At 72.6% G+C, this 15,286-nt stretch carries 17 protein-coding genes; 12 read left to right on the forward strand and 5 right to left on the reverse strand.

What is annotated here, in order from left to right; all coding sequences use genetic code 11:
* Positions 1-116 precede the first annotated feature (116 nt).
* The 3 genes from AMYTH_RS0133315 to AMYTH_RS0133325 are packed head-to-tail and all read left to right on the forward strand — an operon-like array spanning position 117 to position 1,911.
* Positions 117-926, forward strand: a complete 810-nt coding sequence (locus AMYTH_RS0133315) for a TrmH family RNA methyltransferase (protein WP_027933856.1) — start codon at positions 117-119, stop codon at positions 924-926.
* 35 nt (positions 927-961) lie between these two features.
* Positions 962-1,558 carry a DUF2537 domain-containing protein gene (locus AMYTH_RS0133320; protein ID WP_027933857.1) on the forward strand — a complete coding sequence of 199 codons (597 nt, stop codon included), beginning with the start codon at positions 962-964 and terminating at the stop codon, positions 1,556-1,558.
* Positions 1,558-1,911: an MmcQ/YjbR family DNA-binding protein gene (locus tag AMYTH_RS0133325; protein ID WP_027933858.1), complete on the forward strand. Its 354-nt coding sequence runs from the start codon at positions 1,558-1,560 to the stop codon at positions 1,909-1,911. Before AMYTH_RS0133320 ends, AMYTH_RS0133325 begins: the two co-directional genes overlap by 1 nt.
* Before the next feature lie 354 nt (positions 1,912-2,265).
* Here AMYTH_RS0133325 and sepH read toward each other — a convergent pair whose 3' ends face one another.
* Positions 2,266-3,048, reverse strand: a complete 783-nt coding sequence (gene sepH / locus AMYTH_RS0133330; RefSeq protein WP_027933859.1) for a septation protein SepH — start codon at positions 3,046-3,048, stop codon at positions 2,266-2,268.
* Between the two features lie 84 nt (positions 3,049-3,132).
* On the opposite strand from sepH, the gene AMYTH_RS0133335 reads away from it, so the two are divergent.
* A complete protein-coding gene (locus AMYTH_RS0133335; protein WP_228685052.1) occupies positions 3,133-4,362 on the forward strand; it encodes a glycosyltransferase 87 family protein in 1,230 nt (409 codons plus the stop codon).
* Here AMYTH_RS0133335 and serC read toward each other — a convergent pair.
* The 3 genes from serC to AMYTH_RS0133350 are packed head-to-tail and all read right to left on the reverse strand — an operon-like array spanning position 4,270 to position 7,420.
* The gene (gene serC / locus AMYTH_RS0133340; RefSeq protein ID WP_027933861.1) at positions 4,270-5,394 is read right to left on the reverse strand and encodes a phosphoserine transaminase; all 1,125 of its coding nucleotides are present in this window, start codon (positions 5,392-5,394) and stop codon (positions 4,270-4,272) included. The two genes, AMYTH_RS0133335 and serC, sit on opposite strands and share 93 nt — an antisense overlap.
* 54 nt (positions 5,395-5,448) lie before the next feature.
* Positions 5,449-6,801: a serine hydrolase domain-containing protein gene (locus AMYTH_RS0133345; RefSeq protein ID WP_027933862.1), complete on the reverse strand. Its 1,353-nt coding sequence runs from the start codon at positions 6,799-6,801 to the stop codon at positions 5,449-5,451.
* A 4-nt stretch (positions 6,802-6,805) separates the two neighbouring features.
* Positions 6,806-7,420, reverse strand: a complete 615-nt coding sequence (locus AMYTH_RS0133350; RefSeq protein WP_027933863.1) for a TetR/AcrR family transcriptional regulator — start codon at positions 7,418-7,420, stop codon at positions 6,806-6,808.
* 54 nt (positions 7,421-7,474) lie between these two features.
* Here AMYTH_RS0133350 and AMYTH_RS46215 point away from each other — a divergent pair, with 54 nt between their 5' ends.
* A complete protein-coding gene (locus AMYTH_RS46215; protein WP_037322884.1) occupies positions 7,475-8,674 on the forward strand; it encodes an MFS transporter in 1,200 nt (399 codons plus the stop codon).
* Positions 8,675-8,696: 22 nt separating this feature from the next.
* On the opposite strand, the gene AMYTH_RS0133360 is transcribed toward AMYTH_RS46215, so the two are convergent.
* Positions 8,697-9,839 carry a citrate synthase 2 gene (locus AMYTH_RS0133360; RefSeq protein ID WP_027933864.1) on the reverse strand — a complete coding sequence of 381 codons (1,143 nt, stop codon included), beginning with the start codon at positions 9,837-9,839 and terminating at the stop codon, positions 8,697-8,699.
* 242 nt (positions 9,840-10,081) lie between these two features.
* Between AMYTH_RS0133360 and AMYTH_RS0133365 the strand changes: the two genes are divergently transcribed.
* From AMYTH_RS0133365 to pdxH, 7 genes are read left to right on the forward strand one after another with little or no spacing between them, the layout of a single operon-like run.
* Positions 10,082-10,384, forward strand: coding sequence for an urease subunit gamma (locus AMYTH_RS0133365; RefSeq protein WP_027933865.1), 303 nt, complete (start codon positions 10,082-10,084; stop codon positions 10,382-10,384).
* A 10-nt stretch (positions 10,385-10,394) separates the two neighbouring features.
* A complete protein-coding gene (locus tag AMYTH_RS0133370) occupies positions 10,395-10,691 on the forward strand; it encodes an urease subunit beta (protein ID WP_027933866.1) in 297 nt (98 codons plus the stop codon).
* Positions 10,688-12,394: an urease subunit alpha gene (locus AMYTH_RS0133375; protein ID WP_027933867.1), complete on the forward strand. Its 1,707-nt coding sequence runs from the start codon at positions 10,688-10,690 to the stop codon at positions 12,392-12,394. The genes AMYTH_RS0133370 and AMYTH_RS0133375 overlap by 4 nt, the downstream gene beginning before the upstream one ends.
* Entirely contained in the window at positions 12,394-13,059 is a 666-nt protein-coding gene (locus AMYTH_RS0133380) for an urease accessory protein UreF (RefSeq protein ID WP_027933868.1), read from the forward strand. The genes AMYTH_RS0133375 and AMYTH_RS0133380 overlap by 1 nt, the downstream gene beginning before the upstream one ends.
* Positions 13,049-13,747 carry an urease accessory protein UreG gene (gene ureG / locus AMYTH_RS0133385; protein ID WP_027933869.1) on the forward strand — a complete coding sequence of 233 codons (699 nt, stop codon included), beginning with the start codon at positions 13,049-13,051 and terminating at the stop codon, positions 13,745-13,747. Before AMYTH_RS0133380 ends, ureG begins: the two co-directional genes overlap by 11 nt.
* Positions 13,744-14,496, forward strand: a complete 753-nt coding sequence (locus AMYTH_RS0133390; protein ID WP_027933870.1) for an urease accessory protein UreD — start codon at positions 13,744-13,746, stop codon at positions 14,494-14,496. The genes ureG and AMYTH_RS0133390 overlap by 4 nt, the downstream gene beginning before the upstream one ends.
* Before the next feature lie 37 nt (positions 14,497-14,533).
* On the forward strand, positions 14,534-15,205 hold the full coding sequence (gene pdxH / locus AMYTH_RS0133395; RefSeq protein WP_027933871.1) for a pyridoxamine 5'-phosphate oxidase: 672 nt from the start codon (positions 14,534-14,536) through the stop codon (positions 15,203-15,205).
* The last annotated feature ends 81 nt before the right edge of the window (positions 15,206-15,286 follow it).

Below are 15,286 nucleotides of genomic sequence, written 5' to 3' on the forward strand. Positions count from 1 at the left end.
CCACGACGCGCCCCACCGCGGCCCCCGCTGGTCCGTTCGGCCCAGTGGTACGCATGACGTTCGGAGCACCCACCCCGACGACGGAGGATCTACCCCGAAGCCGCAGACTTCATGCCGTGGCGCAGATCGTGCGAACCGAAGACGAGGGTGATCCCAGGCTCGACGACTTCCGGGACCTCTCCACGGCCGACCGGCGACCGGACCGGCCCGGCGGGCGCGGCCTGGTGATCGCCGAGGGCACCGTGGTGGTCCGGCGCCTGCTCGCGTCAGCGTACCCGCCGCGGGCCCTGCTGGGCGTCGAGCGGCGGATCGCCGAACTCGCGCCCGACCTGGCGGACGTGCCGGTGCCGGCGTACGTCACGTCGGCCGAGGTGATGGCGAAGGTCGTCGGGTTCCACCTCAACCGGGGCGTGCTCGCGGTGGCCGACCGCGCGCCCCAGCCGGACGCCGACGAGATCCTCGCGCGGTCGCGGGTGGTCGCCGTGCTGGAGGGCGTCGGCGACCACGAGAACATCGGCGCCCTGTTCCGCAACGCGGCCGCGCTCGGGGTCGACGGCGTGCTTCTCGGCGCCGGCTGCGCGGACCCGCTGTACCGGCGGAGCGTGCGGGTGTCGATGGGCAACGTGCTGCGGGTGCCGTTCGCCCCGCTGACGCCGTGGCCGTCCGGGCTGGAGCGGGTGCGGGCGGCGGGGTTCCGGGTGGCGGCGCTGACCCCGCGCGCGGACTCGCGGACGCTGCGCGAGGTGGCCGCCGATGGTGGCCGGACGGCCCTGCTGCTCGGCTCGGAGGGGCCGGGCCTGACCGCGGAAGCGCTGGACAGCGCCGACGTCGCGGTGCGGATCCCGATGAGCGAAGGCGTCGACTCGCTCAACGTGGCCACTGCCGCGGCGGTGGCCTTCTACGAGCTCGCCGCAGCGGTAAATTGACGACGTCCTGGCGTGACGGCCGGAAAGGTGCATGCGTGGAATTGCGGGTCCGCGGCGACCGCGCCGTGCTCAAGGGGCACGGCGACGTGTACACGCGCGAGATCGACCCCCACAGCCTCGCGCTGGGTGTCGAACTGGCCGACGCGCTGCACGAGTGGGCACAGGTCGCTGCGGCGCTGCGGCGGTCGGCGAACGACCCGAGCGAGGCCGCGACCGTGGTGTCCCGGCGCGGGCAGCAGCTGGCTTCGCGCGTCGCCGGGGTGATGGGCACGCCGGTGCACTACGTGGACCCGGTGACCGGTGAGCAGGTGGTCGTGCCGCCGCCACCGCGCGCCGAGGAGCCGCCGCGGCTGTTCGCCGGGGTCGGGGACGAGCCGACGCCGTGGGCGACCGGGCTGGTGGTGGCCGGGTTCGTGGCGGCGGTGGTGATCGTCGCGATGATGGCGCTCGCGATCGCGCTGGCCGCGGAGACCGCGGGCTGGCTGGTCCTGTTGGCGGCGGTCGTGGTCACCGCCGGGATCGCGCCGTCGCTGTGGCTGGCGCGGAAGCTGCCGATCATCCGGTGGGTCGCGCTGGGCGCGGCGGCCGGCGTCGTGCTGTCCTGGTTCGGCGTGCTGGCCGTCGTGTTCTGATGGACCCGCTCTCGCTGCTTCGTGAGACCTGCCTGGCGCTGCCGGAGGTGGAGGAGCGGCTCAGCCACGGCGAGCCGACGTGGTTCATCCGCGGCCGCAAGGCGTTCGTGATGTACGCCGACCACCACCACGACGACCGGGTGGCGTGCTGGTGCGCCGCGCAGCCCGGAGCGCAGGAGGAGATGGTCGCGGCCGAGCCGGACCGGTTCTTCCGGCCGCCTTATGTCGGGCACCGCGGGTGGCTCGGGGTGTACCTCGACGTGCGGGTGGACTGGGACGAGATGCGGGCTGTCGTGCGGGAGGCGTACCGGGTGGTGGCGCCGAAGTCACTGGTCGCGCGGCTGGAGGACTGACGGAAGCGGGCGTTCGCGCGGCCGGAGCGGTTCGCGGCCGCGCCGCGTCGGGGCGATGACCGCGGAGAGTTGTTGGGTGGCGGGTTCAAAGATCAAGGGATGTCCTCGCCGGACGGGCAGGCTCCGGGATGACCAGGGGACCGTTGTCGGCTCACCTCGGGTGGGTGGTCATCCCGTCGCCTTCCGGTTTGTGCATATCACCTTGAGCCAGGGCCGCAAGGTTGGCATGGTCGGCCGCCGGTTGGTGGCCCAGGTTGCGGCCCTGGCTCAAGGTGATCGTTGCGTGTCAGGCGACGGGATGACCACCCAGCAACCTTGGGGTGCAGAGATCAAGGGCGTGGCGCTGCGCGCCGCTCAGCCGCGTTGGCTGCGGACTCCCAGTAGGACGTCTTCCCAGGCCGGGACCGCTGGGTGGGCCTTCTTCTTCGGCTTCGGCTTGGCGGCCGACGGGTCCGGTTGCGCGTCGATGTCGAGCGTGGGCTGCTCGTCCACCGGCTCGGGCTCGGGCTCCGGCAGGGGCTCGGCCTCGGCGCCCACCGCCCGCAGCGTCCGCGGCGTGCGGTGCGGGTCCAGCAGGTCCTCGGCGTGCTCGTCCAGCGCCGTGACCGTGCCGCCGTGCGCGCCGGCCGAGAACTGCCAGTGCGCGGCGTTGTCGGAGCGCCCCGCGGTCCACCGGAGCGCCACGATCCACCGGCCGTCGTCGCCGCGCCAGGCGTCCCACGACGCCTGCGAGTAGTCCTGGCCCCGCACGCCGAACGCGTAGGCCACGATCTCGCCGAGCGTCCGCAGGTCCGGGCCGTCCTCGCGGACCGGGTGCGCCGACTGCGCCAGTTCGGCGGTGCGGGACCGCTCCAGCAGCACCGGGTACGCGAACCGCTCCACCCGTTCCACCGAAACCCCGGCGGCGTCCGCGACCTGCTGCACCGACTCGCCGGCCCGGATCCGGGCCTGGATCTCGCGTGGTCGCATCTGGCTCTCCGTCTCGATTTCGATCTGCCCGAGCCTCGGCACGTCGCCCCGGACGGCCGCGCGCAGCTTCTCATCGGCGGGCAGGAGGAAACGCTCGCGCCGCGCCGGGTCTTCGCACACGATGGACTTACCGTCCTCGTGCAGCCCGACCACTCTCAGCGTCCGCATCCGCTTCCTCCTGACTTCACCTTCGGATGTTCACGGTAGGTCGGCGCGTCCGCTTGACGGGGCAGGCGCGCCGACACTTTTTGGTTGATCTTGCAGCAATTCCACCCGTTCGGCCACCCGGACGGGACCCCGGTGATCAGGATCCGCGAGTATTGCGCGGTGGGGCGGAGGGTGCTGGCCACGGGAGTGGCGATCGAAGTCGTGCTGGTCGGGATCCTGCTGGCGTGGAAACGGTTGGACGGCCTGGATCTGGACGTCTACCGGCTCGGCGCGCAGGCGTTCTTCGACCGCGGTGACCCGTACGGCCCATTGCCGCCTACGCGGAACGGAACACTCCTGCCGTTCACCTATCCGCCGTTCGCCGCGTTCGTTTTCGCGCCGTTGCTGGTGATTCCGCCCGATGTCGCGCTCGTCGGGATCACCGTCGTGTCCGTCGTCGCGCTCGGTGCGGTGCTCGCGTTGTGCTTTTCGCGGTACGACCGGCGGCTGCACGTGTTCGGCGGCGCCGCGCTGATCGTCCAGGCGGTGGCGTTGTTCAGCGAGCCGGTGCGCGCCACGCTCGGGTTCGGGCAGATCAACCTGCTGCTCGTGCTGCTCGTCACGGTCGACGCGCTCGCCCCGGTCCGCCGCCGCGGATTCCTGGTCGGGCTCGCCGCCGCGGTCAAGCTGACCCCGGCCGCGTTCGTGCTGTTCTTCTTGCTGCGCAAGGACTTCCGCGCCGCCGGACGAGCGGTCGCGACGTTCGCCTGCTGCGTGGTCCTGGCGTGGGCGATCGCGCCGCAGGCCTCGGTCACGTACTGGACGAAGCTGGTCTTCCAGGGCGAGCGGGTCGGCGACCCGGGTTACATCGGGAACCAGTCGCTGCACGGCCTGCTCGCCCGGCTCGGCGCGCCGACCTGGGCGTGGCTGGTCGCGGTGGCCGTCACCCTCGTCGTCACCGCGCTGGTGATGCGGCGTGCCGACGCCGTGGTCGCGCTGTTGGCGTGCGCGGTGGGCGCGCTGCTGGTCTCACCGGTGTCCTGGACCCACCACTGGGTGTGGGCGGCGCCGGTGATCGGGGTCCTGACGTGGCGAGGGCGGCGGTTCCGGCCGCTCGTGCTCGGAACCGCCGCCCTCGCGACAGTGGTGTTCGTGGTCAGCCCGCTGTGGGACCACCGGAGCGTCTGGCCGCTCGCCGAGAGCTACGTCCTCACCGGCGTCCTGCTGCTCCTCGTGCTGGGACTAGTCGCCGAGCCGCTCGACGACCCACTCGATGCAGCTCGTCAGCGCCGTGACGTCGCCCGGCTCGATCGCGGGGAACATGCCGACGCGTAGCTGGTTGCGGCCCAGCTTGCGGTACGGCTCGACGTCGACGATGCCGTTGGCGCGCAGCACCTTGGCGACCTGCGTCGCGTCGACCTCGTCCACGAAGTCGATGGTGCCGACGACCTGCGAGCGCAGCGACGGGTCCTTCACGAACGGCACGGTGTAGCTGGTCTCCTCGGCCCACTCGTACAGCCGCGTCGAGGAGTCCTGCGTGCGCGAGACCGCCCAGTCGAGACCGCCGTTGGACAGCATCCACTCGATCTGGTCGGCCAGCAGGAACAGCGTCGCCACCGCCGGGGTGTTGTACGTCTGGTCCTTGCGCGAGTTGTCCAGCGCCGTGGTCAGCGACAGGAACTCGGGGATCCACCGGCCGCTGGAGCCGATCTTCTCGACCCGCTCGATCGCCGCGGGCGACATCAGCGCCAGCCACAGGCCGCCGTCGGAGGCGAAGCACTTCTGCGGCGCGAAGTAGTAGACGTCGAAGTCCTCGGCCTTGACCGGCAGGCCGCCTGCGCCCGAGGTGGCGTCGATCGCGACGAGCGCGCCCTCGCTGCCCGCGGGGCGGCACACCGGCACCGCGACACCGGTCGAGGTCTCGTTGTGCGCCCAGCCGACCAGGTCCGCGCCCTGCTCGTAGGCGATCTCCGGGGCGCTGCCCGGCTCGGCCTTGACCACGATGGAGTCGCCCAGGAACGGCGCGTCCGAGGTCACCTTGGCGAACTTCGACGAGAACTCGCCGTAGGTGAAGTGCTGCGCCCGCTCGTTCACCAGCCCGAACGCGGCGGCGTCCCAGAACGCCGTGGTGCCGCCGTTGCCGAGCACCACCTCGTAGCCGTCGGGCAGGGAGAAGAGCTGGGACAGACCGGAGCGCACCCGTCCGACGAGGGACTTCACCGGCTTCTGCCGGTGGGAGGTGCCCATGTAGGCGGCGCCCTCGGAAGCGAGGTTCGCCAGCTGCTCCGCCCGGACCTTGGACGGTCCGCAGCCGAAGCGCCCGTCGGAGGGCTTCAGTTCAGCCGGAATGGTCAGCTCATCGGTCATGGCCCCAGTCTCGCAGGTCGTGTTTCCGCCGCGTGACGGCGGTGGCGGGTCCCACTATGCGGTACGCCAGCCCTCCGGGTCGACGCCGCCGGGGACGGGCGCCGCCGGGTCGTACGGGGTGCGCGTGAAGACGAACGTCGCCAGGTCCAGGTGCCGCGGCGTGCCGTCGGTGTCGCGGCCGACGCGCAGCGTCTCGCCGGCGTAGTAGCCGTCCAGCCCGAGCCACTCGTCCTGCGCGACCGGGCGGAACCGGGACGCCCGGCCCATGCCGTTGACCGGGGCGAGGCTCAGCATGCCGCCCGGGGTCAGCCGCAGGTGGTACGGCGTCGGGCCCCAGTGCCACAGGCCGGTGAGGGTGAGCAGCGACCGGTCCACCTCGGATGGGTGCCACTCCTCGGGCAGGTTCGGCTCCTGCTCGTCGGCGATCGAGATCAGGTCGACCGCCAGGCCGAGGATCGCCGGGCCGGAGGTGGTGTTGGCGAAGGTCAGCGCGCCGGTGCCGGTGACCTCGTCGACCAGCGTGCAGGCGAGGAACCCGGGCATCGACCCGGTGTGCCCGGCCAGCCGCCTGCCCTGGTGGCGCAGGACCTGCAGGCCCAGGCCGTAGCCGGAGGTCCAGGCGTCGGCGTCGTCGACCGTGGCGACCGCGCGCATCTCGGCCACGGTGTCCGGGCTGAGCACGTCCGCGCTGTCGCCGCCGACGAACGCCGTCCAGCGGGCCAGGTCGCGGACGGTCGACCACAGCTGCCCGGCCGGGGCCATCGCGCCGGCGTCCGGGCTGGGCTCGGGCAGCAGCAGGTCGGCGAACGGGTGCACCGCCCAGCCACGCGCGTGCTTGCCGGTGGGGTGCGGCGTCGTGCGCGACATGCCCAGCGGTTCGAGGACCTCGCGGTTGAGCGCGGTCAGCCAGTCGGTGCCGCGGTGGCGGGCGACCAGTTCGCCGAGCACGCCGTAGCCGACGTTGGAGTAGTGGAACCGGCTGCCCGGGCGGTTCTTCAGCGCGTCCTTGGCGAGGCTGGCTTCGAGGGTGGCCCAGTCGCCGCCTTCGCTGCGCTCCCACCACGAGCCGGGGGACTCCGAGGTCAGGCCGCCGGTGTGCGAGAGCAGCTGCCCGACGGTGGAGGCGCCGAAGCTCGTGCCGGGGACGTGCTTGTCCAGCGGGTCGTTGAGGTCGAGGCGGCCCTCGTCGCGCAGGCGCATCACGAGCGCGGCCACGATCGACTTGGTGATCGAGCCGAGGCGGTACTGGGTGTCGTCGTCGGGCGCGGCGCCCTCGACTGAGCCCCGCGCGCCCCACCAGGCGACCTCGCCGTCACGGACGACAGCGGCGACCATCGACGGCGCGCGGCCGTTCACCTGTTCCAGGGACAGGCGGCGGAGCAGGGCGAACTCGGTGCTGGGCAGCATGCCGTCATTCTGCCGCGCGGGGCGCGAGGAGCTCCGTGAGGGCGAACTCGAGGGAGCCGAGCAGGCGGCGGTGCAGCTCCGATCCGGGCGCGGCCTGCAGCAGGTGCTGGGCGAAGCCGTCGGTGAGGGCGACGACGACGTCGGCGAGCTTGCCTGCGTCCAGGTCGTCGCGGACGTGCCCGTGGCGCTGGGCCTGGCCGAGGAAGTCGGCGGTCTGCGCGCGCATGAACTCGTAGCCCTCGCGCAGGTGGTCGGCCCACTCCGGGAGGACGGCGGCGCGCGCGGCGAACGCGAGGACGACGATGACCTCGGCGCGGCGCTGGTCGTCCAGCGGCAGGGCCTCGGCGACCAGCGCGCGCAGCATGGTGAGCAGGTGGCCCTGCGGGACCCGCATCCAGCGCTGCTCGATGTACTCGCCGGTGAGGTCGAACGCGAAGCGGAACAGCTCGTCGCGGGTGGCGAAGTACTTCTGCACGGCGCCCGCGGAGAGCCCGGCCTCGGTGGCGACGGTGCGGACGCTGACCGCTTCGATGCCCTCCCTGGCGATCAGCCGGAGCACGGCTTCCGCGATCTCCCGGCGGCGCTGCTCGCGGTCCACGATCTTGGGCACGGTTGCCATCCTAGGTTCGGCCGCTTTAGGATACGATCGTATCTCGAAACCTGGGGGGTTGCGATGGCGCAGGGGAAACGCCGCGCGAGTCAGAACGAGTTGGCCGCGGCGTTGACGCGCGGGCCGGTCGAGGTCCTGGACTTCTTCCTGCCGCTGTGGGCGGGCAGCGCGCTGGGCGCGAGCGCGGCCGGGGTGGGGGCCTTGACGGCGCTGGAGACCCTGGTGTCGTTCGCGGTGCGGCCGCTCGCGGGGGCGCTGGCCGACCGCTTCGACCGCGGGCGGCTGGCCGCCATCGGCGCCGTCCTCTATGGACTGTCGTTCGCCGGGTACGCGGTCACCCCGGGGCTGGGGCCGGCTTTCGCGGCGGCCGTACTCGGCGGGGCCGGCGGGGCGATCTTCTGGGTGGCGCTGCGTGCCCGCGTCGGCGAAGGGCTCGACGGCGACAAAGCCGCGTTCAGCAAACTGTTCTCGGCCGAGGGCGGCGGCACGTGGATCGCCTTCGTGGCCGCCATGACCCTGGTGCCACGCATCGACTACCGCGGCGTGTTCTGGCTCGGCGCGGCCGCCTGCGCCGTCGCGGCGGTGGTGATGCTCGCGCCGACCGGGCCGGCCGCACCTCGGACGACGGCCGGGCAGGGGACGACGGCCGGGCAGGGGACGACGGCCGGGCAGGGGTTCGGCCAGCTGGGCCGGCGGTTGCGGCCGATGCTGCTGCTCGTGGTGATCACCGCGCTCGCCGAGGCGGGCGTGGCGCTGTTGCTGCTGATGCACCTGCAGCGCGGGCACCACCTGCAGCTGGGCGAGATCGCCGGGGTGTTCCTGCCCGGCTTCATCGTCTACACGACACTGCCGGAGTACCTGCACAAGGTGACCGGACGGCTGGGCCGCACGACGGTGCTGTCGCTGGCGATGGGGTGCAGCGCGGTCTTCGCGGCGGGGCTGTCGTTCGCGCCGAACCCGCTGGTGCTGACCGGGATGTGGGTGCTGTCGGCGGCCGCGTTCGCCGCGGCGATCCCCGTCGAGCAGGAGATCGTGGCCGAGGCCGCGGGGGTGAGCCTCGGCCGGGCGATGGGCATCTACGAGAGCGCGACGCTGCTCGGCGCCACCATCGGCGCCTTCACCGCCGGCCTGCTCTACGGCACCGGCTCCGGCTGGCGGGCGGCCTGCCTCGGCGCGGCGGTGATCCTCCTGGCCGGCGCGGCCCTGGTGCGCCCGGTGCTGCACGCGGTGACAGCACGCGAAAAGGCCCCGGAACCGCAGTGATCCCGGGGCCTTCCGCGACGGACTACAGCGGCTTGACCGCCGACCAGCCCTCGACCTCCTCCGGCGAGCGCGGGCCGGGGCCGACGTAGCTCGCCGACGGGCGAACCAGGCGGCCGGTCTGCTTCTGCTCCAGGATGTGCGCCGCCCAGCCCGCGGTGCGCGCCGAGGTGAACATGGCCGGCATCATGTGCGTCGGGACCTGCGCGAAGTCCAGGATCACCGCCGCCCAGAACTCCACGTTCGTCTCGATCGCGCGGTCCGGGCGCCGCTCGCGCAGTTCGGCCAGCGCGGCCTGCTCCAGCGCCTCGGCCACCTCGTACCGCGCGGCGCCCAGCTCGCGGCACGTCCGCCGCAGCACGCGGGCCCGCGGGTCCTCGGCCCGGTACACCCGGTGCCCGAAGCCCATCAGGCGCTCCTTGCGGTCGAGGATCCCCTTGACCACCTTGCGCGCGTCGCCTTCCTTCTCCACCGCTTCGATCATCGGCAGCACCCGCGCGGGCGCGCCGCCGTGCAGCGGCCCGGACATCGCGCCGATCGCGCCGGACAACGCGGCCGCGACGTCCGCGCCCGTCGACGCGATCACGCGCGCGGTGAACGTCGAGGCGTTCAGGCCGTGCTCCGCCGCCGACACCCAGTACGCGTCGACGGCCTTGACGTGCGCCGGGTCCGGCTCGCCGCGCCAGCGGATCATGAACCGCTCGGTGATCGTCTGCCCCGCGTCGACCGCGGACTGCGGCACGGCGGGCACCCCGACCCCGCGCGCGGACTGCGCCACGTACGACAACGCCATCACCGAGGCGCGCGCGAGGTTTTCCCGCGCCTCCTCGTCGCTGATGTCCAGCAGCGGCCGGAAACCCCAGATCGGCGCGACCATCGCGAGCGCGGCCTGCGCGTCGACCCGGACATCGCCGGTGTGCACGGGGATCGGGAACGGCTCGGCGGGCGGCAGGCCGTTGCCGAACCTGCCGTCGACCAGCAGGCCCCAGACGTCGCCGAAGCTGACCTTGCCTGCCAGGTCTTCGATGTCCACGCCCCGGTAGCGCAGCGCGCCGCCGTTGCGGTCCGGCTCGGCGATCTGAGTGCGGAAGGCGACCACGCCTTCCAGACCGGGCTTGAACCCGTCGTCCGGTTCAGTGTTGTTCGCAACGGGCGCTGAGGTAGTCACTGGTGAAACCTTTCGCTGCGCATTTTTCCCCGACATGGAGTTGTTACGCGCGCGTGACGCGCTCGGGGGCGCCTCGTCGCACGGTGACCACACCATGCCCCTCGAACGGCCTAGGGGCAATCGAAGAAAGCGGTGGTTTCGGTCACGATTACGAGAACGATTCAGCCGGATGAGGCGTTCGCACGTAAATCCTGTGTTTCGCGCCTGCGTGTCGCCGTCCGCGCGGTGATAGACCTGAGCGCATGCACTTGAGCCCTCAGGAGCGCGACAAGTTGCTGGTCCACGTCGCCGCCGACGTGGCACGGCGGCGGCTGGAGCGCGGCGTCCGGCTGAACTACCCGGAGGCCGTCGCCCTCATCACCGACCACGTCCTGGAGGGCGCCCGCGACGGCCGCACCGTCGCCGAGCTGATGTCCAGCGGCCGGTCGGTGCTGTCCACGGAACAGGTGCTCGACGGCGTGCCCGAGATGGTCGACTCGGTCCAGGTCGAGGCCACCTTCCCGGACGGCACGAAGCTCGTCACCGTGCACGACCCGATCGTCTGAGGAGCACCGAGTGCGTCCAGGAGAGATCATCCCGGCGGAGTCACCCGTGCAGCTGAACCCCGGTCGCCCACGCGTGCGGTTGCGGGTGAGCAACACCGGTGACCGGCCGGTGCAGGTCGGCTCGCACTACCACTTCGCGGTGACGAACCCGGCGCTCGAATTCGACCGGGCGGCCGCCCGCGGTCACCGCCTGGACATCCCCGCCGGCACCTCCGTCCGCTTCGAGCCGGGCGTCGAGCGCGAGGTCGACCTGGTGCCGCTGGCCGGCCGCCGGGTGGTGCCGGGCCTGCGAAAGGACAGCGAGTGACCAGCATCGACCGCGAGCGCTACGCCGAGCTGTTCGGGCCCACGACCGGCGACCGGATCCGGCTGGCCGACACCGATCTGCTCATCGAGGTCACCGAGGACCGCAGCATGGGCGCCGGCTCCGGCGACGAGGTGATCTTCGGCGGCGGCAAGGTGATCCGCGAGTCGATGGGCCAGGGCATGGCGACCCGCGCCGAGGGCGCGCCGGACCTGGTCATCACCGGCGCCGTCGTGCTCGACCACTGGGGCGTGGTCAAGGCCGACGTCGGCGTGCGCGACGGCCGGATCGTCGGCATCGGCAAGGCGGGCAACCCGGACACCATGGACGGCGTCGACCCGGCCCTGGTGATCGGGCCGGCCACGGAGGTCCTGTCCGGCAACGGGAAGATCCTCACCGCGGGCGGCGTCGACTGCCACGTCCACTTCATCTGCCCGCAGCTCGTCGACACCGCACTGGCCTCCGGCCTGACCACACTCGTCGGCGGCGGCACCGGCCCGTCGGAGGGCACGAAGGCCACCACGGTCACGCCGGGACCGTGGAACCTGGCCCGGATGCTGCAGGCGATGGACCGCCAGCCGGTCAACGTCCTGTTGCTGGGCAAGGGAAACACGGTCCGGCCTGAAGCGCTGCGCGAGCAGCTCGCGGCCGGCGCCGGCGGGTTCAAACTGCACGAGGACTGGGGCACCACGCCGGCCGCGATCGACGCGTGCCTGTCGGTGGCCGACGAATCCGGCGTGCAGGTGGCGATCCACACCGACACGCTCAACGAGGCCGGGTTCCTGGAGTCCACTGTGGACGCGGTGGCCGGCCGGTCGATCAACGCCTACCACACCGAGGGCGCGGGCGGCGGGCACGCGCCGGACATCATCAAGGTCGCCGGGCTGCCGAACTTCCTGCCGTCGTCGACCAACCCGACCCGCCCGCACACCGTCAACACCCTCGACGAGCACCTCGACATGCTCATGGTGTGCCACCACCTCAACCCGTCGGTGCCGGAGGATCTGGCCTTCGCCGAGAGCCGGATCCGCCCGAGCACGATCGCGGCCGAGGACGTGCTGCACGACCTCGGCGCCATCTCGATGATGAGCTCGGATTCGCAGGCGATGGGCCGGATCGGCGAGGTGATCATCCGCACCTGGCAGACCGCGCACGTGATGAAACGCCGCCGCGGCGCGCTGCCCGGCGACGGCGGGGCGGACAACCTGCGGGCCCGTCGTTATGTCGCCAAGTACACGATCAACCCGGCCATCGCGCACGGGATGGACGGCGAGATCGGCTCGGTCGAGGTCGGCAAGCTCGCCGACCTGGTGCTGTGGGAGCCCAAGTTCTTCGGCGTCAAACCGCACGTGGTGCTGAAGGGCGGGTTCGTCGCGTGGGCCGCGATGGGCGACGCGAACGCGTCCATCCCGACCCCGCAGCCGGTGCTCGCGCGGCCGATGTTCGGCGCCGCGCCGTCCGTGGCCGCGGCGAGCAGTCTGTACTTCGTCGCGCCGGAAGCGCTCGACACCGGCCTTCCGGTCACCCGGCCGCTGGTGCCGGTGCGCAATGTGCGCCGCGTGACGAAGGCCGACATGGTGCTCAACGACGCGCTGCCGGACATCCAGGTCGACGCGGACAGCTTCGCGGTGCACGTGGACGGCGAGCTGATCGAGCCGCAGCCGGTCGCCGAACTGCCCATGGCCCAGCGGTACTTCCTGTTCTGATGGGCATCTCCGCGATCCTGCTGGCCGACTCCCGGTTCCCGGGCGGCGGCCACGTGCACTCCGGCGGCCTGGAGGAAGCCGTGGCCCGCGGGCTGATCCGCGAGGTGCGCGACCTGCCGCGTTTCCTGCACGGTCGCTTGTGGACGGCCGGGTACCTCGCCGCCGCCTTCGCCGCCGCGTCCGTGGTGTGCAGGCAGTGGACGCGGCTGGACGAGGAACTCGATGCGCGCACGCCGTCCCCGGCGCAGCGCGCGGCCTCGCGCGCCCAGGGCCGCGGCACCGCGCGCGCCGGCCGGATCGCCTGGCCGTCGCCGGTGATCGACGAGCTGCTGACGGCCACCCCGCGGCCGCACCACCCGATCATCACCGGCGCGCTCACCGCCGTCTCCGGCGGCACACCGCGGGGCGCGGCGCTGGCCGTCGCCTACCTCGCGGTGAGCGGGCCGGCGAGCGCGGCGGTGCGGCTGCTGGGGTTCGACCCGTTCGCGGTCAACGCGGTGGTCGCGGCGCTCGCGCCCGACCTGGACGCCGTGGCGGACAAGGCGGCCGACTGCGCCGGAACCGATCCGGCGCGGCTGCCGTCCCCGGGATCACCGGCGCTGGACCTGCTCGCCGAAGCACACCTGCGCCACCACCAGGAAGAGGTGCGTCTCTTTGCCAGCTGAACACGGACACGGGCACGGCCACGTGCACCCGGTCAACTTCGACCCGACGGCCACCGAACCCGACCGCTACGAGGCGCCGCCGTCCCGCGGCCGGGCCTTCCGCATCGGCATCGGCGGGCCGGTCGGCAGCGGCAAGACCGCGCTGACCGCCGCGCTGTGCCGCGCGCTCGGGAACGAGATCGACCTCGCCGTCGTGACCAACGACATCTACACCACCGAGGACGCCGACTTCCTGCGCAAGGCCGGCGTGCTCGACCCCGCGCGCATCGAGGCCGTGCAGACCGGCGCCTGCCCGCACACCGCGATCCGCGACGACATCACCGCCAACCTGGACGCGGTGGAACGGCTGGAGGAGCGGTTCCCCGGCCTGGAGCTGGTGATCATCGAAAGCGGCGGGGACAACCTGACGGCGGTGTTCAGCCGTGGGCTGGCGGACAGCCAGATCTTCGTGGTCGACGTCGCGGGCGGGGACAAGGTGCCGCGCAAGGGCGGGCCGGGCGTCACGACGGCGGACCTGCTGGTGATCAACAAGATCGACATCGCCCATCTGGTGAACGCCGACATGGACGTGATGACCTCCGACGCCCACCGCATGCGCGGGGAGCTGCCGGTGATCACCCAGTCGCTGGTGCGCACGCCGGACGCCCCCGACGTGGCGGCCTGGGTGCGCAAGCAGCTGGCCGGGTGAAGGCGCACGCCCGGCTCGTCGCCGAGGTCGCCGGCGAGCGGACGGTGCTGCGGGAGCTGAAGTCGATGGCGCCGCTGACCCTGGTGCCACGGCGGACGTCCGGTCCGGCGGCCCAGGTCCACCTGGTCAACTCGGCGACCTCCCCGCTCGGCGGGGACGAGCTGGTGCTGGAGGTCTTCGTCGGGCCGGGCGCGGACCTGCGGCTGTCCGGTGTCGCCGCGACGCTCGCGCTGCCCGGGCCTGCCGCGGCGGCCAGCCGGTCGTCCGTGCGCGTCGAGGTGGGCGCCGGTGGGTCGCTCGCGTACCTGCCGGAGCCGACCGTGATCACCGCGCGGGCGCGGCACACCGCGGAGCTGGTCGCGACGCTCGACGAGACCGCACGTTTCCGCACGCGCGAGGTGCTGGTTCTCGGCCGCGCGGGTGAAGCACCCGGACGGCTCACCACGTCGCAGCGCGTCACCTCGGGCGCCAGGCCGGTGCTGGACCAGACCCTCACCGTCGGCGACCCGGCCCTCGACGCCAGCGTCGCCGTCCTGGCCGGGCACCGGGTGCTGGCGACCGAACTGCTGGTCGGCGACGAGGTGGTGGAGCCGTCGAGCGGCGACTGGTGGGCGGTGACGCCGTTGCCGGTCGCGGGCTGCCTGATCACCGCGCTCGCCCCGGACGCGGTCACCGCCGAGGAGCTGCTGGGCCGTGGCAGGTGTCACCGTTCGCTGGCTTTCGGAGTGGCCCCCCAGGCCCTAACGTGAGCTGTTACGGGTGAGTAAGCGGGTCGGAGGTTGGCACATGCCAGAGGTCGAAAACATCGACGACGTTGCGGTACGCCTTCCCGGCATGCGGGTGGCCTACGACGGCGAGGCGCTGGACGAGGCCGATCTGGCCGGCAGCTGGACCGAGCAGCTGCAGGACTGGCTGAACGAGGCCATCGCCGCCGGGGTCGCCGAAGCCAACGCCATGGTGCTGGCGACCGCCGACGCCGAAGGACGACCTTCCTCCCGCACCGTGCTCTGCAAGGGCCTCGACGAGCGCGGTGTCGTGTTCTACACGAACTACACCTCGAAGAAGAGCCACGACCTGACCGTGACCCGGTACGCCTCGGCGACCTTCCCCTGGTACGCGCTGCAGCGGCAGGTGACCGTGCGCGGCGAGGTGGAGAAGGTCAACGTCAAGGAGACCGCCGAGTACTGGAAGCAGCGCCCGCGCGGCTCGCAGCTCGGGGCGTGGGCGTCGCCGCAGTCGAAGGTCGTCACGAGCCGCCGGGACCTGGACGTCGCGCTGTCCTCGATCGAGCGCCGCTTCGGCGACGTCGAGGAGGTGCCGCTGCCGCCGCACTGGGGTGGCTGGCGCATCCGGCCCGAGATCGTCGAGTTCTGGCAGGGACAGCAGAACCGGCTGCACGACCGGCTCCGCTACGTGCGCACCCCGGACGGATGGCACATCGAGCGCGTCGCCCCCTGACCCCCGCGCGCGAGTCCCACGTTCCCGTCCTGCGGCCGGCGAGCTAAATCACCGGCGCCAGTTAGTTAGCGCGGCTAAACT

This window comes from Amycolatopsis thermoflava N1165, from assembly GCF_000473265.1.
Classification (GTDB): Bacteria; Actinomycetota; Actinomycetes; order Mycobacteriales; family Pseudonocardiaceae; genus Amycolatopsis_E; species Amycolatopsis_E thermoflava.